General features: G+C 62.5%; 20 protein-coding genes. 13 read left to right on the top strand and 7 right to left on the bottom strand.

All coding sequences use genetic code 11. From position 1 onward, the window contains the following. Positions 1-157: 157 nt before the first annotated feature. Complete coding sequence (locus tag LJF34_RS14540) at positions 158-517, top strand: DCC1-like thiol-disulfide oxidoreductase family protein (RefSeq protein ID WP_231185828.1); 360 nt, start codon at positions 158-160, stop codon at positions 515-517. Between the two features lie 9 nt (positions 518-526). Here the strand turns inward: LJF34_RS14540 and LJF34_RS14545 are convergent, their stop codons facing one another. Next, on the bottom strand, positions 527-982 hold the full coding sequence (locus LJF34_RS14545) for an MOSC domain-containing protein (protein ID WP_231185830.1): 456 nt from the start codon (positions 980-982) through the stop codon (positions 527-529). Positions 983-1107: 125 nt separating this feature from the next. Between LJF34_RS14545 and LJF34_RS14550 the strand changes: the two genes are divergently transcribed. The 3 genes from LJF34_RS14550 to LJF34_RS14560 are packed head-to-tail and all read left to right on the top strand — an operon-like array spanning position 1108 to position 2111. Further along, on the top strand, positions 1108-1314 hold the full coding sequence (locus tag LJF34_RS14550; protein WP_231185832.1) for a hypothetical protein: 207 nt from the start codon (positions 1108-1110) through the stop codon (positions 1312-1314). Positions 1315-1366: 52 nt separating this feature from the next. Continuing rightward, on the top strand, positions 1367-1651 hold the full coding sequence (locus LJF34_RS14555) for an AbrB/MazE/SpoVT family DNA-binding domain-containing protein (protein WP_231185833.1): 285 nt from the start codon (positions 1367-1369) through the stop codon (positions 1649-1651). Continuing rightward, positions 1644-2111 (top strand): hypothetical protein, encoded by a 468-nt coding sequence (locus LJF34_RS14560; protein ID WP_231185835.1) that lies wholly within the window; start codon positions 1644-1646, stop codon positions 2109-2111. Before LJF34_RS14555 ends, LJF34_RS14560 begins: the two co-directional genes overlap by 8 nt. 135 nt (positions 2112-2246) lie before the next feature. Here LJF34_RS14560 and LJF34_RS14565 read toward each other — a convergent pair whose 3' ends face one another. The 5 genes from LJF34_RS14565 to LJF34_RS14585 form a co-directional block, all read right to left on the bottom strand. After that, positions 2247-3410 carry an acyl-CoA dehydrogenase family protein gene (locus LJF34_RS14565; RefSeq protein WP_231185837.1) on the bottom strand — a complete coding sequence of 388 codons (1164 nt, stop codon included), beginning with the start codon at positions 3408-3410 and terminating at the stop codon, positions 2247-2249. 144 nt (positions 3411-3554) lie between these two features. Next, positions 3555-3977 carry a hypothetical protein gene (locus LJF34_RS14570; RefSeq protein WP_231185839.1) on the bottom strand — a complete coding sequence of 141 codons (423 nt, stop codon included), beginning with the start codon at positions 3975-3977 and terminating at the stop codon, positions 3555-3557. Between the two features lie 80 nt (positions 3978-4057). After that, positions 4058-4750, bottom strand: a complete 693-nt coding sequence (locus LJF34_RS14575; protein WP_231185841.1) for a type 1 glutamine amidotransferase — start codon at positions 4748-4750, stop codon at positions 4058-4060. Positions 4751-4853: 103 nt separating this feature from the next. Continuing rightward, positions 4854-6272, bottom strand: a complete 1419-nt coding sequence (locus tag LJF34_RS14580) for an AMP-binding protein (RefSeq protein ID WP_231185843.1) — start codon at positions 6270-6272, stop codon at positions 4854-4856. Between the two features lie 318 nt (positions 6273-6590). Further along, positions 6591-7382, bottom strand: coding sequence for an alpha/beta hydrolase (locus LJF34_RS14585; protein ID WP_231185845.1), 792 nt, complete (start codon positions 7380-7382; stop codon positions 6591-6593). A gap of 655 nt (positions 7383-8037) precedes the next feature. On the opposite strand from LJF34_RS14585, the gene LJF34_RS14590 reads away from it, so the two are divergent. The 9 genes from LJF34_RS14590 to LJF34_RS14630 all read left to right on the top strand — a co-directional run bounded on the left by LJF34_RS14590 (position 8038) and on the right by LJF34_RS14630 (position 15255). Next, positions 8038-9588 (top strand): hypothetical protein, encoded by a 1551-nt coding sequence (locus tag LJF34_RS14590; RefSeq protein WP_231185847.1) that lies wholly within the window; start codon positions 8038-8040, stop codon positions 9586-9588. A gap of 95 nt (positions 9589-9683) precedes the next feature. After that, positions 9684-10085 carry a helix-turn-helix domain-containing protein gene (locus tag LJF34_RS14595; RefSeq protein WP_231185849.1) on the top strand — a complete coding sequence of 134 codons (402 nt, stop codon included), beginning with the start codon at positions 9684-9686 and terminating at the stop codon, positions 10083-10085. 146 nt (positions 10086-10231) lie between these two features. Then, entirely contained in the window at positions 10232-11212 is a 981-nt protein-coding gene (locus LJF34_RS14600; protein ID WP_231185851.1) for an ATP-binding cassette domain-containing protein, read from the top strand. Beyond that, a complete protein-coding gene (locus LJF34_RS14605; protein ID WP_231185853.1) occupies positions 11209-12042 on the top strand; it encodes an ABC transporter permease in 834 nt (277 codons plus the stop codon). The genes LJF34_RS14600 and LJF34_RS14605 overlap by 4 nt, the downstream gene beginning before the upstream one ends. A 104-nt stretch (positions 12043-12146) precedes the next feature. Beyond that, a complete protein-coding gene (locus LJF34_RS14610; protein WP_231185855.1) occupies positions 12147-12692 on the top strand; it encodes a halocyanin domain-containing protein in 546 nt (181 codons plus the stop codon). Between the two features lie 12 nt (positions 12693-12704). Further along, positions 12705-13319, top strand: a complete 615-nt coding sequence (locus LJF34_RS14615) for a hypothetical protein (protein ID WP_231185857.1) — start codon at positions 12705-12707, stop codon at positions 13317-13319. A gap of 87 nt (positions 13320-13406) precedes the next feature. Further along, positions 13407-14075, top strand: a complete 669-nt coding sequence (locus LJF34_RS14620; RefSeq protein ID WP_231185859.1) for an SCO family protein — start codon at positions 13407-13409, stop codon at positions 14073-14075. After that, positions 14072-14593 (top strand): TlpA disulfide reductase family protein, encoded by a 522-nt coding sequence (locus LJF34_RS14625; RefSeq protein WP_231185861.1) that lies wholly within the window; start codon positions 14072-14074, stop codon positions 14591-14593. The genes LJF34_RS14620 and LJF34_RS14625 overlap by 4 nt, the downstream gene beginning before the upstream one ends. Beyond that, positions 14590-15255 (top strand): cytochrome c biogenesis protein CcdA, encoded by a 666-nt coding sequence (locus tag LJF34_RS14630; protein WP_231185863.1) that lies wholly within the window; start codon positions 14590-14592, stop codon positions 15253-15255. Before LJF34_RS14625 ends, LJF34_RS14630 begins: the two co-directional genes overlap by 4 nt. Positions 15256-15563: 308 nt before the next feature. Here LJF34_RS14630 and alaS read toward each other — a convergent pair whose 3' ends face one another. Beyond that, positions 15564-18344: an alanine--tRNA ligase gene (gene alaS / locus LJF34_RS14635; RefSeq protein ID WP_231185865.1), complete on the bottom strand. Its 2781-nt coding sequence runs from the start codon at positions 18342-18344 to the stop codon at positions 15564-15566. Positions 18345-18415: the final 71 nt, after the last annotated feature.

Consider the following 18415-nt stretch of genomic DNA (forward strand, 5'->3'; position numbering starts at 1 on the left):
ATTTATATACGACCATGTAAATAAAGACTCGGGAAGTCATTCGTTTACTGAGATATCAGGTAAGCGTTCGGAGTTTTTGCGTGTGGATTGCTGACACATATGTCGGGAAAGGAGCGTCGCCGGAACTCGTATTCGAACGAAGTGCCAACGGATAGCCATGGAAACGGCGACACCCCGTCTCGTCTACGACGACGACTGCGGATTCTGTACGTGGGTCGCGGAGTACGCGGACGACCACGGCGACTTCGAACTCGTCGGCTTCTCGGACCTCACGCCGGACCAGCGTGCACGCCTGCCTGCGGGTTTCGAAGAGTGTGCACACCTCCTCACCGACGAGCGAGTGTACTCCTGTGGCGCGGCGATGGAGGAAGTCATCGCGCGACTCGACGACCCGTCCCGTCACGTCGTCACCCTCTTTCGATACCTACCGGAGTCGGCCCGCGCCCGAATCCGTGAACCGGTGTACCGATGGAACGCGGACCGCAGGGCGTGGTGGGGCAAACTCCTCAGTCGCTGAGCGGGCCCCTCAGGACAGTTGCTCGATACCGTCGCCGACCCGAATCTCTCCGGATTCGACGATGCTGGCTCGGAGTCCGCCGCGATGGACGAGCGCCGAGAGCGTCCCGTCCTCGGTCAGCGACTCCAGATGCGAACAGGGTTCACAGAGTTCGACGCCCTCACAGACCGCCTCGCCGACGCGAAACCGCTCGCCGACGAGGTGGTTCAGCGCCGCGTTCCGCGTCGTCACGTTCCGACGATGGGCACCCGGTTCGAGCGCGATTTCGGCCTCTTCCTCGATTGCGTCGAGCGCTTCAGCCTCGATGAGCGTGATGTCGTCGCCCGAAAACGTTCCTTCGTCGCTGAAATAGCGGTCGCCGCGCAGTCCGCGTCCCGCGACCGCCTCTACCTCTGGAACTCCTTCCGGTTCTGTTTCCGCCTCGTCGGCGACGTGAATCGCCTCGATTTCGCCCGTTCCGTTCATGCACGTCGATTGTGAGGTGAGAGCATAAAATCGTGGGTGACGGCGATTCGGTTCGTTCCGTTCGCGGCGAATTGATATCGTCGGGGAGGAACTGATAAATAAAAAGGAAGACGAACGAACCGATAATGACCGAAATCACGCTGGCCGACCTCCGGAAGGTGTTCGCCACTGCCATTCTACTTGTCGTCGTTCAGTGGGTCGTACGGTCCGGCGGCGACCTTCACGCTATCGTCCCGACGTTCGGTGGGCTCATCGGCTTTGTCGGCTTCTTCGCCGCTCTCTTCCTCGTCGGCCTGCTGTTTCTCTACCTGCAACGACAGAGTGCGTGGTGAAGGCGGTAGTTCGACCAAAGCACTTACTCTTGTTCCCACCGAATGTGGGAACATGACGACAGTGGATTCGAAAGGGCGGATCGTTCTCCCACAGGAGGTACGGGAACGTCTCGGTATTACTCCCGGTACGGAAGTGGAGATACACGACGAAGACGGGAAAGCAGTGGTCGAACCCGAGAAGAATCCCGAACAGATTATCGACCGTATGGAACAACTCGTGGCGGAAACGGCTTCGGGTCAGAGGGAAGGGACCGCAGTCGACGACACGATGGACCCTATCGCCCGGAAGCATAGAGACGCCGTTCGGAGAGGAGCGGAGAAAAACGGCGATGAGTGATACGAACGGTCCGTATCTTTTCGACGTCGGAGTGGTTGCACTCGCACACACGGATGCTCCCGTTCGTGATGCCGCGCTCGCATACGTTCGAGACGCCATCGTTGGCGACATCGACGCGGTCGTTCCATATCCTACGCTGTTCGGAGCGCATACCGTCCTGACGACCTACTACGGGCGTTCAAACGCGGATGCATCCAGATTGCTAGCAAATTTCATGGACGCAAAGCGAATCCATTGGTACGACAGGATGCCGGAAACCGTCGTGAGAGGTGGATTTACTCAGGCAGGTGACGCAAACATCGGAGGGTGGGACGGATATTATGCTCAGGTAGCAATCGACGAAGGAGTAAACACGGTTTTGACTATCGACGATGACTTCGAACGAGTCGATGCGTTCGATACCGAGATCATCCTCTCGTCCGACGAATTTAGCGAACTGAACCGGTTCCTTGGAAACTGATTCCTCGCTCCGAGAGAGCGAAGCTCTCCCGTGCTCCCGTTCGTTCCTCCGTCACTCACGAGCACTCCGCTCACTCGAACGCCGCAATACCCGTCGGCTCACTGGCATCGCCACATTTCTCGTGCCGCTATCGCGTCATTCGAAGGCGGCGATGCCAGTGAGATCCTGCCCCAGAACCAGCGTGTGAATGTCGTGGGTTCCCTCGTAGGTGTACACCGTCTCCATGTTCGCCATGTGACGCATCGGCGGGTAGTCCGTCGTGATGCCGTTGCCACCGAGCATCTCGCGGGCGACGCGGGCCTGATCGCGGGCCATGCTGACGTTGTTCCGCTTCGCCATCGAGACGTGCTGGGGTCGCATGTCGCCGCGCTCTTTCAACTCCGCGAGGCGGTGGGCAAGCAGTTGGGCCGTGGTGATTTGAGTTGCCATCTCGGCCAGTTTTCCTTGTTGCAACTGGAACCGCGCGATTGGGCCGCCGAACTGCTCGCGGTCGGTCGCGTACTGGCGGGCCGTCTCGAAGCAGTCGCGGGCCGCGCCGACCGCTCCCCACGCGATGCCGTAGCGGGCCTGCGTGAGACAGGAGAGCGGCCCCTTCATGCCGGTGACGCCCGGCAGGACGGCGTCCTCGGGAACGGCGACGTTCTGGAGGCTGATTTCGCCCGTGATGGACGCACGGAGGGAAAGTTTGTCGTCGATCTTGTTCGTCGTCACGCCGTCGCGGTCGGTCTCCACGAGGAAGCCGCGAACCGGCGAGTCCTCGGCGGAGCGGTCGCGCGCCCAGACGACCGCCACGTCCGAAATCGGGGAGTTCGTTATCCACGTCTTCGACCCGTTGAGGACGTACTCGTCGCCCTCTTTCTCCGCGTAGGTCTCCATCGCCGACGGGTTCGACCCGTGCTCGGGTTCCGTCAGGCCGAAACAGCCGACCGCCTTCCCCTCGCCGAGGTCGGGGAGCCACCGCTCTTTCTGCGCTTCGGAGCCGAAGGCGTGAATCGGATACATCACGAGCGCGCCCTGCACGCTCGCCATCGAGCGCAGACCGGAGTCACAGGCTTCGAGTTCCTGCATCAACAGGCCGTAGGCCGTCTCGCTCAGGTTCGGCAGGCCGTAGCCGTCGAGGTTGGGCGCGTAAAAGCCGAGTTCGCCCATCTCGGGGATGACCTCCTTCGGGAACGTTCCCGCTTCGTAATGCTCCCCGATGTCGGGTTTCACGTTTTCTTCGACGAACTCACGGGCGGTGTCCCGGACCATCCGCTCTTCCTGTCCGAGGTCGGCTTCCAATTCCAGGTAATCGAGCATGCAAAACCCTCCGGAGGGAACGTTAAAAAGCCCTCCTACTCCGGGGAATCGAACGACAAAAAACGACGCGCGGTAGAGTTGAAACGAATGGTTACCGCCGTACGCGCCGCTACCGTACAGTTCTTCTTCATCGGCAAAATGGCATTACTCCGGCGTCTGAACTGCGTCGTCTCGTGCAACCGCGATGTCGAGGTAGGCGTCGGCCTGTTCCGAGTGGATTCCCGAATCGACGAGTTTTCGCTCGTCGTCGTACTGGACGAGTCCGGCCATCGCCAGTTTCGGGAGTTGCGTGTGTTGCAGCGACATGAGGACGTTGCGGCGGTGTTCGTCGGAGACGAGGTCGATGGATTTGTCCGTCTCCCACGCGGCGACGGTGTCGACGATGTCTTCGAGCGTGACCGGCGTGTCTTCGGACCGCAACTCGTGAAGGATGTATCGGCTCCGACGGGACGAAAGGGCATCGAAAAGGGCGTCCTGTGAAAGCGGAGGGACGTCAGTACTCGGCCCGGCAGGCGAAGCGGTAGCGCGTGATGAGCCACCGTCGTCGTTTGTCGTCTGGTCTGCCATGGAGTGAAAACACTCGTTCTACGGGGGTGACTCTGGTGGTTCAGTATTCAGGTTATTTATCACCCTATCGGAAAATCGTGTCAGTCCGCGGCGGGATCCTGCACCGTGCGGACGTAGTCGGTGAAGTTGTCGAACACCGTTTTCGCCTCGCACGCGGCCGTGTAGTTTTCGTCGTTGATACCGTCCAAGACCGCTTGGAGGCGTTCCTTCGCGAGGTCCTTGCCGCGGGTGACTTTCTCCGCCGTCTTCGTATCGTACTCGGGGTGAAACTGGACGCCGAACACGTCACCTTTTCGGAAGCCATGATTGGAGTAGTCGTTTTCCGCGATCGGTTTCGCGCCCGGCGGGAGTTCCGCCACTTCGTCGGAGTGGGTCGTAAACGCGGTAAACTGACGGTCGATTCCCTCGAACAGCACCGAGTCGCCGGAGTGTTCGACCGCTCGGTAGCCGATTTCGTACTCGCCCATGTCACGAACGTCGCCGCCGAGAACGTCGGCGAGCAGTTGATGGCCGTAGCAGATTCCGAGCATCGGCATGCCGGTTTCGGCGGCGTCGCCGACCCACGATTTGAGGGGCGGAATCCAACTTTCGTCCCAATACACTGATGCCCGCGAACCGGAGATGACCGCCGCGTCGAAGTCGAAGCTGTCGGGGAGATGATGTTCTGTCGCGTCGAACTCCACGAGGTCCGCATCGAGTTCGCGACGGAAGTTTCGCCGCGTGTTTTCGTCGCCGTGTGAAGCGTTCAAAAATGCGATTCTGAGCCGATCCATTCGGGTGACACTAGTAATCCGCAGCATAAAATGAGTTTCGCTACAGGGGATTTCGGCGTCGATGACACAGTAGAACATGATTAATCACTGCTAATTCTATGCATCAATCACGTGTCACGAATCGCTCGCGCAGTGCCGCCCGGTCGAGTTCGCCCGTCGGACGCCGCGGAAGCGACGGAACCGGTTCGATGGCCCGCGGAACTTCGTACGGCGCGAGTCGCTCCTCCGCGAACTCGCGGAGTTGGCCCGGAGACACGTCACCGACGACCAACGCCTTCGGTGCCGTTCCACCCGTCTCCGAGACGGTTTCGACGATGCCGACCTCCCGCACGTCGGGGTGTGATTCCAGTACGGTTTCGACCGCCCGCGGATGGACGCGCGGACGCCGCTTTCCGTTCTCGGACGAATCGTCACCGTCGCCGACGAGGAGATACCCACCCGTGTCGTTCGCTTCGCGTCGAAAGACGCCTTCCATCGCCACCCAGTCGCCGAACGCCTCGCCGTCGAGGTGGCCGGTCGCCGTCGCCGGACTCCGAACGAGGAGTTCGCCCATCTCGGTTCCGTCGTCCCCGTCGTTCGCCTCGTCCACGGTATCCACGTCGCCCCCATCGATTCGCACCGTACAGTTCGGAAACGGGTACGCCACCTCGCCCGAACCCGGCGTTCCGTGGAGGACGTTGACGCCGGTTTCCTCGCGGCCGTGGACGGGGAGGAGAGGAACCGAAAACGCTTCCCGAACGTCCGGCGGGACGCGGCCGCGGGCAGCCATCCATTCGAGCGCCGCCGAAGTCCCGTCGAAACCGGCGTCAGCCAGTTCGCGGAACTCGGTCGGACCGGCGACGAGACAGGTCACATCGTGTTCCTCGATTGCGGTCGTGGCGTCGTCCGGGTCGAACGCACGCCGAGTCACGACCCGGCCGCCGACGGTGAGAAGCGGGAGCACGAATCCGAGCAGGCAGTCCGGACGCGACAACGGCCGCAGGGCGATGGTGCAATCGTTCCTGCCGAGTCCCCACCCCGCGGTCGCGATTCGGCAGTTCCATTCGACGGCTCGGGTCGACAGTTCGACGACCCGCGTACCGTCCTCGGTATGGACGTGGAGAGCGGCTTCCCCGTCCGCACGCTCGGCCGGGCGAAAATCGGCCGGCGAGACGTGTTCGACCTCCTCGAACGAGTGGGCGTCGAACTCCCGAACGAGGTCGCGCTGCGCCGACTCGAACAACACGAGGTCCGGGTCGATTCGGTCCATCGGTCGCGAGACGGTGGCGGGCGTCAGTCGGTGTGAGACGGGCGCGAACACGCCGCCGACCCGCCAAACTGCGAGCATGGAAACCAGTGACTCCGCGCGGTTTCGCGAGACGAGAGCGACCGAACCGCCCGGTTCGACGCCGAGGGCCGCGAGTCGTCCCGCCATCGATCCGACTCGTGCGTCGAGTTCGGCGTACGAAACCCGCTCGCCCTCGTCCACGATGGCCGTCCGGTTCCCCCAGCGATCCGCGTGTTGCGCCGAGAGGAGTGACATACCTCGTCTGCGACGTGCACGGGGTTAGCCGTTCGGGCGACGTACACGGGTGGTATTACTACGAACACCTATCGGGCTATATAAAATAGTTTGATATGCAAGCATCACAATGTCACGACCGAGGTGACGAACGGTGAGTGAGAACGACCCCGACCCGGAGGAGGTACTCGTCGAGTGCGAACAGTGTGGACGAAAGACCCTCAGCGTCTACGTCGAGAACGGCGCGTGCCAGAAGTGCCGGGACGGGTAGCCGCAGACGATTCGTCCGAGATGTGTAGCTTGTAGAAGCGTACGAGCGATTCGATTTCGAAGCGGAAATCAGTCGAACGTTTTCTCCGCGTTCGCGGCCAGAAAGTCGACCAGTTCGTCGTTGACCGCCTTCGACCGTTCGACGTGAACGAGGTGCGGTGCCCCCTCGAAGGTCCGTAATTCTCCGCGCGGCAACCCGTCGGCCAGCGATTTTCCCGCGTCGACGGGCACCACGCGGTCGTCGGTCCCGTGAATCACCAGCGTCGGCGTCGTGATTTCGTAGAGGCTATCACTCACGTCGAATCCCTCCATCGCCGCGAACTGGGCGCGTTGGGCCGGACGGTCGGCGTCGTCCGCGAGTCGCCACTCCACCACCTCGTCCAGTCCGTCTGCGAAGACATCCTCGCTCACGACGGGGCGGAGCGAGTCGGACAGCGCGTCGGGGGTCTTCTCGGCGAGTAGTCGTTCCCGAACGTCCGGGGCGATTCGGTCCCCGCTCGCCGCCGTACCGATGAGCGTCAGCGTCTTCGCGCGCGAGAACCGCTTTGCGTACTGGAGCGCGACCATCCCGCCCAGTCCCGCACCGACGAGGTGGGCCTTCCGAACGCCGTGGTCGACCAACACCGCCTCCAAATCGCCCGCCAGTTCCGCGACGGAATACGGGCCATCCGGCGCGGACGAGCGCCCCGTCCCTCGAAAGTCCCAGACCAGCGATTCGAACGGGCCAGCCACCGCCGCGTGTTGCCAGCCCCATTGCCACGCACCAAACGCGACGTCCCCGACGAACGCCACCGTGTCGTGATCCGTCGGCCCGTCCGTTTCGTAGTAGAGCGAAATTCCGTCGTTTTCAGTGAACGGCATTTGTGGTCGATGGTACGGGGTTGGAGCGTTTCAAAGCGTCCGTTTCGAGTTCGGCGAGGAGTGCGGCACGGAGATGTCGATTTTGGTGACGGTGGAGCGGCCCAAAAAGTGCCGTAGAAAGCCTTCTCCGTCAACGCGTGCCAATCGGCACGACGGTTGCGCGAGTGCTGACCAGCCGCTCGGCGCGCGTGTGCCACCCGAAGGCGAGGACGTTTCGTCCGAGGATTCGGGGATTCCCGTTCGAGGGGCGAGCATCGTAGCGAGTGTAACGAGCGAGAAGCACAGTCGGTTGGGGAGGGAGTGGCCGTCGCGGTGTGGTTGCGGTGTGGGTAGATTGAAAGAAGCTGGACGTTCGGATCGAAGCGAAATTCCGTTTTTTCCAGCCGTCTCGTGGCCTTGATCCACCATTTACGCGTTCGAATTCGGAAGCCGTGGTTGAAGGGAATAAACTAGATTTTGCTATATCAAATCGGGGAATGGAGGACCTCACAGATTCTGCGTTTGGGTTCCAATAAACCACCAATTAGGAGATACAGGCCAGCTACCTGACCACGGAATCCCAATATGGAGAAGGCACAGCGCAGCTGAGACAACAGCGTTCGTCTCGACCGCCCATGACGGAAAGTTTTTGTTTTTACCATTACACCTTTTTCGCGTGCCCTCTCGCCTTCGTAGCGCAGCGCGATTCACCCGCAACCGCCCGCGCGTTGTCTCCTTCGTTCTCGCCGTCGTCGTCGCTGAAACCGCCCTCCGCCTCGTTCTCGGGATGGCCGAACCACTCGCAGTCGTCCTCTGTCCACCCGTTGTCGCCGTTCCACTCCTCGGTGCGGCGGCCCCAGCGGTCCGCGCTGCCGTCCGCGACCCGATGGTCACGCCCGACTGGCACCTTACTGCCCGTCTCCGCACCGTCGGTCCGCATCTCCTCATCGCCGCCGTCCTCGGCCAAGTCGCCGCCGTCGCGCTCGGTTCGGCGTTATTAACCCTCGTTGACACGCCGATCCGCTTTTCCGTCTACGCGCTCGGTGGGTCGGTCCCGTACGGCGTCGTGGCCCTCGCACCGCTCGTCGGCGTCGCCGTCGGCACCCTGCTCACGTGGGGTGCGCTTGTTCCCAGCCTCGCCCACGTCGCTGCCGGCGAGGGCCTCCGCAACGCTGCCCGGGCGTCCGTGGAAACCGCGCTCTCCGACACGCGACGGACCGCCACCCTCGTTGGCGTCGCTCTCGTCTACGAGGCCGTCGTGGCCGACGCTGGCGTCGCAGGTTTCTTTTACGCCGACGGCTCGCTCGTCACCTTCCTCGTCGTTGTCGGCCTGCTCATCCTCGCCGGTGTGCTCACCGTACCCGTCAGCTACGCGGCAGTGACCGTTGTCGATGGTGCGACGACCGGAACGAGAGGAATGGACGGGGAACGGTCGAGGCCGCCTCGCGTCCCGGTTCGACGAGCGGCCGCCGCCTGCATAATCGTCCTCGGCCTCGTCGCTGGCGCAAGCGCGGTCCGGGTGACCGAGACGCGGCCGACGCCGAACGCGGCAACGACGCTGCCGAGCGGTCCCACGGCGGCGTACGAGGCGGCCGTCTCGAACACCATCGCGTCGAACAATCGAATCGAGTACCGGATGAGTGACGGGAACCACACGTTGTACAACATGCGCGTCCTCGACCGCACGGACAGACGCCTCCGCTATTCGTACCGGAGCGAGAAGGAAAACAACACCGCCTACTTCGACGCTGGCGTCAAGTACGGCGGTGAGGGCACCCGTTTCATCGCGCTCGGTACCCGGCGTATCGGCCGCTACGCCAAGGTGTGGGCGTATCCCGGCTACTGGTTCTTCAACCAGAACTACGACCCGACGGGTTGGCTCGGCGTCCCGAAGCCGAACACAGGAACGTGGAAGGTTGTTTCGCACAGCAATGGCACCGAAACGCTCGAAATCGACGGTCCCGCGGCGTTCCGCGCCGCCGGAGTGGGCACGCCGACAAACGCCATGTATCACACCGCGTGGGTCCAAATGCGCGTTGACATCGACCGGGGTGTCCTCCTCGGCGGACGCGCCCGCCTGAACGCGACGTCCCCGGACTCGGATTTCGATCCCGACGTCTCAGTGCGCTACAAGGTGAAAACGGGACCCGACGTGACCGCCTATCGACCGGCCGAACTCGGCCCGCGAACGTCCGGCGAGTGGCTCTGGAAGCTGTTCGCCTACTGATTCGGACTTAAGCAAAGATGAGCGAAAAGTGGAGTTCTCCGATTTCGGTTCGAAACGGCGAGAACGCTATTACTACAGAATGCGAAGTGTACACCATGAGCGACGACGACTTCCCCGACCCGGAAGCGGTCCTCGAACGTGGACGGCGGTATCGCGCAAAACTCGACGAGTATGGGGAGGCGAAGGAGAAAGAGACCATCACGGAACTGTTCACGCTCCTCGGTCGCGCCTACGCACTTCCCGTCCTCCACACGTTCTCGTGGAGCGACGAACCCCTGCGGTTCAGCGACCTCGAAGATCACCTCGACGTGTCGCCGACGACGCTTTCAAAGCGACTCTCGGAACTCACGGAGGCGGGATTGTTGACACGACGGTCGTACGACGAGATTCCGCCGCGTGTCGAGTACGAACCCACGGCCGCGGCCGACGACCTCGCGCCCGTGTTCATCCACCTCTACGAATGGGCCTCCGTTCACGACCTCGATGGAGAGGAGTGATAGCCGTTGGGAAACAACGATACAGATTCCGTAGTAGATACAAGACTACTGACTCGATAGTATATGACTACAGAAACGAAAGCAGGATATATGTTCCAACATTTCGTCACGTCACTGATGATGGAGAGTGCAGACGGGGGTGAACGATGAGCGAAGCCATCTGTGCGGACGGCGTTCGTGTCGTCTATCCCGACGGTACGAAAGCGGTTGACGGCGTGGACCTTCGGGTACCGAAGGGCGAGTTCTTCGGCTTCCTCGGCCCGAACGGCGCGGGGAAGACGACGACAATCAGGACGCTCGTGACGCTGTTGCGACCGACCGAGGGGTCCGTCACGGTGAACGGCTACGACGTCGGAGACGACCCGAAGAGCGTGCGTCGCTCCGTGGGCTACATGGCACAGGAGACGAGCATCGACGAGGAGTTGACCGCGCGCGAGAACGTCGAGTACATGGCGGCCGCGTACGGCATTCCGAAGGCGGAGCGAGCCGACCGCGCCGACGAACTCCTCGATCTCGCGGACCTGCGGGACGTGGCCGACAAGTCGGCAAAGACGTTCTCCGGCGGGATGAAGAAACGACTCGACGCCGTCACAGCGCTGGTCCACCGCCCGCCGGTCGTCTTCCTCGACGAACCGACCACGGGACTGGACCCGAAGGCGCGAAACCGCCTCTGGGACTACTTCCGCGAGATAAACCGCGAGGGGACCACCGTGTTCCTGACGACCCAGTACTTGGAGGAGGCCGACCAACTCTGTGACCGCATTTCACTCATCAAGGACGGTAAAATCGCGCTGACCGGTTCCCCGAACGAACTCAAAAACGAGGTCGGCGGCGACATCCTCGAACTCGAAATCGCGCCGTCGGACGTGGACGTTGCGACGCGCCTCGCCGAATCGGGCGACGTGTTCCACGATGCGGTCGTGACCGAGACGGACACCGGAATTTCGGTGGGTGCGACGACGATTCGAACGCACGGGGCGGAGTATTTCGCCGAACTGCGTGATGCGGGCGTCGAGGTGGACGGCTTCGATGTGCGGTCACCGACGCTCGACGACGTGTTCCTCGCGGTCACCGGCGAGGGCGTCGAAGCGGAGGAGTCCGAGTCGGACACGGAGGTGGTCGCATGAGTTCCGACACGGGAACGAGCGAGGACCAGACGCTCGCGCCGGGCAACGGCTTCCTCGGCGACACGTGGGTGAACATGCGCCGCTGGCTCCTCAAGTCGATTCGAAACCCGTTCATCGTCACTTCCTCCATCGTGCAACCGCTCATCTTCCTCGTGCTGTTCTCGCAGGTGTTCGGCCAAGTCACCGGCGGCGCTATCGGCGGTCCCGGCGGGGATATCAAGTACATCAGTTTCCTCCTCCCGGCCATCATCATTCAGGTGTCGCTCGTCGCGGCGGCGAGTTCCGGCATCGGCTTGGTCAACGACATCGAGACGGGGATGTTCGCCAAGGCGCTCGTCTCGCCGATGAACCGCGGTGCCGTGTTTTTGGGGAAGACGCTCGCCGAAGTCGCCCGCATCTGCGTTCAGATAATCATCGTCGTCGTCGTCGGCGTCCTCCTCGGCGCGAACATCGCCACGGGATTCCTCGGCGTCCTCGCGCTGATGGTCATCGGCATCCTGTTTTCCATCTGGTTCACGGCGCTCTCGAACGTCGTCGGCATCCAGACCGGCGACACGGAATCGACCATCATCGCCGTGAACTTCCTGCAACTCCCGCTGCTGTTCGTCTCCAGCGCGTTCCTCCCGGTGGATCGACTGCCGCAGTGGATTCAGTACATCAGCGCCGTCAACCCCATCACCTACGGTGTCGATGCCGCACGGGCGCTCGTCATCACCGGCTGGGAGTGGGGCACGATTCTGCCGTCCATCGCCATCCTCATCGCCCTCGACCTCGTGCTGACCGGCATCGCGTTGGTCGTGATCAAACGGGCGACCAGCGCGAACGCGTAATAGCGCCGTCTACGCCACATTCGTGGCGAATCTGTAGCGAATTTGTGCCCGATTTCGGGCAACGCTTTTGCTATTTTCACGGAGATATCGGGGCACAGATAGAGATGAGTCCCAACCCCTCCGACGAGTCACGGCGGACGTATATCAAAGCGAGTTCGGCGCTCCTCACCGGCGGTTTCCTCGCCGGCTGTACGAGCGGCGAAGCGGAAACAGAAGACAGCAAAGAAACGGAAGATGACAAGGAAACCGAAGACGGGAATTCGACGTCGAACGACACCGCAACGGAGAGCGGTTCGTCGCTCTCCGACGACGCGGTGGAGTACCTGAGCGACGCGAGAAGCTACTCTGGTGACGGGCCGGAGGATTACACCGGCCGGACGGAGGTCGAAGTCGAAAACGGCGGCGGCAGTCGTGGAAAGGCATTCGACCCGGCTGCGATCCGAATCGACGCCGGAACGACCGTCGTCTGGAAATGGACCGGACGCGGCGGCAAACACGACGTCGTCGCGGTGGACGGGTCGTTCGAAAGCGAACTGGTCGAAAGCAGTTCGAAGACGTTCTCACACACGTTCGAGGAGACGGGCGAAACGCTGTACAACTGCAGTGAACACGAGGACAAGGGCATGAAAGGCGTCGTTGTCGTCGTCTGAGCCGACCAGTTCATGAACACCATCGAGACACGGACGCAGCGGTCGTTGCTCTACGTCGCTATCGGCGGTGCCATCGGGTGGTCCGGGACCTACGGCGTCGACGAGGTGGGCCCGTTTTCGCTGGAACTGGACATCTACTTCGTCGTCGCCATCTGGGCGGTTCTGCTCCTCGCCGGCGTGCTTTGGATGCGAACGGCACCGACGATTCGACGCGCGAACGCGTGGCGAATCTGGGTGTACCTGTCCGCCGCCGCCCTCGCCATCAACGCCGTCGCCAACACGCCACGACTCGTCCCGAATCCCGACCTCTTCATGCTCTTGCAGGAGTACGCGTACTACCATCCGTGGTTCGCCGTGTACGCCATCGGCTACGTCGCCACGGCGCGGTACGAACCCGAGAGCGGATTGATGGGTGGGACCGAGCGAAGGATGTACGTCGTTTCCGGCGCGTTCAGCCTCGCGTTCCTCGTCGCCCTACTCGCGGTTTCGATTTCGGACGAACACGTGATACTGGTCGGTGGAGCCCTCAACGTCCTCCCGCCGCTACTCGCGGTTTACATTCGACGGTGGGAAGCGAGGTCCGCTACGCGCGAGCGGACACGAGTTACCAGTGGAGAACGGCCGTAGGAACGACGCCAAACGGTTAGGAAACCCACAACCGCCTTCGATGATTGAACCAGACCGCCTTTGCTCCTTCCGTCGTAACCGTCGAACATGCATCGACGGACGTACCTCCGTTCCGTTGCGGCGACGGGAGCGGTGGTCAGTGCGGCCGGATGTCTGGGGTCGTTCGGCGATTCAAATCCGAACGTGGCGCTCGGCGAACCCGACAGGGAAGTCAGCAGTTCGGACCTCCCGTATCCGGCATGGGGACAAAAGATTCCGAACGTGACGATTCCCGCACCGCTCGAAAACCGAACCGTCTCGCTTCGAGAGGTCGAAACGCCGAGCGTCCTCACGTTCTTCTACACTCACTGCAAGACCATCTGTCCGGTACTCATCTCGACGCTCCGAAACGTCCAGACCCACGCATCACAGAACGGGTACGAAAACGACGTGACCTTCCTTCCCGTGACGTTCGACCCCAAACGCGACGACGCCGAGCAGTTACAGGCGTACGCGGAGAAGATGAACGTGGACCTGTCCGTCGGAGACTGGGACTTCCTCCGGCCGGAGTCGAAATCGAGGGCGAAAAGCGTCATCACGGACGAGTTCGGCGTCCATTTCGAACCGACGAAACAGCAGTCGAAGGACAAGTACATGTTCACCCACTCCGCGCTCATCATACTCGTCAACGGGGAGGGATACGTCGAGCGGGCGTACAGGGGCAAATCGCCGAAGCAACAGCAGATAATCGACGACCTCGAAACCGTCCGGAAATGAACCGACGCCGCCTCCTCACCGGACTCGCGGGACTGGGCATCACCGGCGGGAGTGCGTGGGTCGCGCTGAACGGCCTCTCCGAGGACGACGGACTGCCGAAACGCGTCGAGACGATACGCGCGCGGGGTTCGACGGCCGGAACAGTGCAGGTACCGGTTTCCGATACCGTCACCGTCATCGACCTCTTCGCGACGTGGTGTACGCCCTGCAAAAAGCAGATGACGGCGCTCACGAGACTGCACGACGAGTACGACGACGAGGTTCGCTTCGTCTCCATCACGAACGAGCGGATCGGCGGTACGCTGACGAAAGAGGACGTCCGTTCGTGGTGGACGGAAAACGACGGAAACTGGACCCTCGGCCTCGACCCGGATTCGTCGGTGATGGCCGCCCTGAATGCGGGCGGACTTCCGTTCGTCGGCGTCGCGGCACCGGACGGAACGGTCACGTGGACGCATCACGGCGTGGCGGGCATCGACGCGCTTCGCACGCAAATCGCTGCGGCCGAAAAGGGATGAGTGCCTCCGCGCTCCTGCCGACGATAGCCTTCGCGGCGAGCGCGGGGCTAGCCACCTTCTTCGCACCGTGTGCGTTTCCCCTGCTTCCCGGCTACATCGGCTACTACCTGCAACAGCAGGACGACGAAACGGTTTCGTCGGCGCTGCTGCCCGCTATCGGCACAGCAATCGGCGCGCTCGCCACCCTCAGCGCGGTCGGACTCGCCGTCTTCGTGGCGGGGCAGGAACTCGTCCGGTATCTCACGTGGTTCGAACCCGTCGCGGGCGTCGTCCTCCTCGTCGTCGGCCTCCTCGTCGTCGCGGGAAAACAGCCGACGATTCGCGTTCCGCTGCCGGAACGTCCCGCATCGACAACGGGGTTCGTCGTCTTCGGCGGCGGATACGCCCTCGCGGCGGCGGGATGCGTCGCACCGGTCTTCCTCGGCGTCGTCGCCCAGACGTTGACGCTCCCGCTTTCCGGACGCGTTCTCTCCTTCGGGAGTTACGCGCTGGGAGTCGTGATTCCGCTCTGCGGCGTGACGCTGCTGATGGCGGTGGGCGTCGATTGGTGGCGCGAACTGGGAAGGTATTCGTACGCCTTGGAACGCGTCGCGGGCGGACTGATGATACTGGCCGGCATCGGGCAACTGTACCTCTCGTTCGTCGTCCTCGACGGGTTCTGACGCCGGACGGCGACCCATTTTCGCGATTTCCGTCCGTTCGACGCTCGAACCGCCGGAAACACTCGAACATCGTTGCGCCTCCATCGGCGACCGTCCGAACCCGATATTCCCAATTCAGTATAGCTGAATGTGATTTATTGGGGGCGAAAGCGCGAGTCGTATCGACGGGAAAATAATTCACCAATCGGCGCAAAACGTCGTGTCGCTCGGGTTTTCGGGAGTTATCGAACGGTGGAGAAGAACTCACTCGTCACGAACACTGTAACACCAGCGTCAAAATCCGAACCGCAGAAAACGCAACCGCCGACTTAAGCGTTCTCGACCTGCTTCAGCACGTCCGGCGCGTTCTCCAACGCCTCGTCCAGTTTGTCGGTGTCGGGGCCGCCACCTTGGGCGAAGTTAGGGTCGGGGCCGCCGCCGCCACCGCCGACGAGTGAGGCGAGTTCGCCGACGACCGCACCGGCGTTCACCGACGAATCGTCCGGGATGGCGACGACGAACTGCGCGCCGTCGGCACCGCTGCCGATGACGGCGATTTTCCCGTCCTCGGCCATCGCGTTGGCCGTGGCGCGGAGTTCCTCCATGTCCGTGTCGATGCGCTGGATGACGGCCGTCGTGTCGCCGACTTCGATTTCCTCGCCGCCGCCCCCGCCGCTGGCGCGGGCCTCGGCGAGTTGCTCTTTGAGGTCCTCGATCTGTTTGCCTTGCGCCTTCCACTCCTCGAAGAAGCGTTCGGCCGTGTCGGGCACCTCCGCGGGCGAAACTGAGAGCGTGTCGGCGGCGGTCCGGAGGTAGTCCTCGGTTTCCTGCGTCGCCTCGATGGCGGCGTCGCCGGCGGCGAAGGTGAGCCGTTCGACCCCGTCCTGCACTCGCTCGGTGTTCAGAAGCTTGATTGCGCCGACGTCACCCGTACGGCGGACGTGAGTCCCGCCGCAGGCCTGCACGTCCTCGGCGACGTGGATGAGGCGGATGTTCGTCCCGCCGGGAATTCCGCCCTGATAGAGGTCGAAGCCGAACTCCTCTTCGGCCTCGTGGCGGTTGGGCCACTCCTGTTGGACCGTCGTGTTCTCCATGACGATTTCGTTCGCCAGCAGTTCGATCCGTTTGGCCGTCTCGCGGTCGATACGCTCGTAGTGGCGTACGTCGATGCGCGAACTGTCGGTTCCCTTCTGGGCACCGGCCTGTCGGATGTGGTCGCCGAGAACCTGTCGGGCCGCGTGGACGACGATGTGGGTCGCCGTGTGGTGGCGCATCAGCCTACGGCGACGCTGGGCGTCGATTTGTCCGCGAACGATGGACCCCTTGCCGACGGATTCGTCGGTGCGGTGGAGGACGACGCCGTTTTCGATTTGCGTGTCCGTGACCTGCACCGTCTTCTCGTCGGTCGAAAGCGACCCGTGGTCGCCGGGTTGGCCACCGCCTTCGGGGTAGAACATCGTCTGGTCGAGGACGACGTCGTAGCCCTCCTCGCGGTCGAACACGTCGAGTACGACGGCCTCGAAGTCGGTTCGATACTGGTCCTCGTAGTAGAGGCGTTCGGTCTTCGGCAGGTCGATGAATCGGTCGTCCTCCGATTCCTCCTCTTCGAAGGCCTCGCCGCTGTCGTGGCGTTCGGCCACGAGGCTGTAGAAGTCGTCGGGGACATCGACAGCGGTGCCGAACTCGTCGGCGATCTCCTCGACCATATCCGGTTGCAGGCCGTGGGAGTCGTACAACTCCACGAGCGTCTCGGTCGGGATGGGTTTGCCCTCCTCGGCGTGTTGTTTTGCGAGGCGACGAACGCGGCGGCCACCCTGTTCGAGCGTCTCGCGGTACTTTTCGACCTCCGTCCGAACGATGTCGCGGATGGTGTCGCGGTTCTCGTAGCCCAGTCGCTCTGCCTGCATGTCCACGAGTTCGTCCAACGGCGCATCGACACCGGCGGTGTCGGAGAGGCGCTTGGTCCGTCGGAGCACCATCCGGGCGAGGTATCCGGTCGCGACGTTGCTCGGGACGATGCCGTCGCCGAACATGTACGCGAGCGTCCGGCAGTGGTCGGCGATGGCGTAGATCGCTTCGAGCGGTTCCAGCAGTTCGACGAGTTCCGCGGTCGAGACGCCGATTTTGTCCGCGATGTTGTCGCGGGCGGCCTCCATGTCCTCGGCCTCGTCGATGTCCATGTGCCCCGCGAGCTTCGAGGCGCGGTGAACGAGTTCCTCCTCCTCTTCGGTGTGTTCGATTCCCGCATTCTCCTTGAGGAAGTCGATCATGTCGGGATAGACCGCCTCGTACACCGTCGGCGTTCCTTGGGACACCCACGTCCAGCGTTCGAGCCCGTATCCGGTGTCCACGATGTACGTGTCCATCGGGCTGTAGCGGTTGCCGTCCTTCATCTCGTACTCGCCCTCCGGATCCTGTTCCATCGACATGAAGACGAGCGTGGCGAGTTCGACGCCTCGATAGATGACTTCGATGGCGGGTCCGGCGTTGCCGCCGCCGACCCACGGGTCCTCGATATAGATCACTTCCTCGGGGTTCGCGCCCATCGACTCGAAGAACTCGTCGCAGTACGCGACCGTCTGGTCCTTCCAGTAAACCTCACCTTCGTACGCGTACTGCTCGGGGTCGTCGATGTCCTCCCGGGCGTTGAACGCGTGGTGGGCCATCATCTCGAAGGCCATCGTGTGCCGACCGGTCTTCCCGACGTTGTCGATGTCCTGCATCCGAATGCAAGGCTGACTGATGGTCAGCGGGTTGGCCGGCGGTGGCGTCTCACCCGACGTGACCAGCGGTTGGAAGTCGGCGATCGAGGCGATGGTGAGCAGCATGTCGTCCCGCCAGCGGTTCGCCGCCACCGGATACGGGTCGATCCGCTGGTGGTCGTGATCTTCGAAGAAGGACAGGAACGCTTCCCGCATCTCCGCCAGTGAGTACGTCTCGTCGAAACTCGGGTTGTCGATGAACCCGTACTCCTCGCAGGGCGGTTCCCCGCACGTCTCTCGGTCGTGGTCGCGCGTCCAGAAGTATGCTCCACACTCGGAGCATTCCTTTCGCACGAAGCCGTTTTCCTCGAAATAATCGAGGCGATACTCCTCCTCAAGTTGGCTCATTCTTGGTAGTTTGTCACCCATCAGTGCGTAAAACAGTTCCGCAAGGACGTTCAGACCGGGATACGTGGAAG

It is taken from the genome of Haladaptatus sp. DYF46 (assembly GCF_021083305.1).
In the GTDB taxonomy this organism is placed as follows: Archaea; Halobacteriota; Halobacteria; order Halobacteriales; family Haladaptataceae; genus Haladaptatus.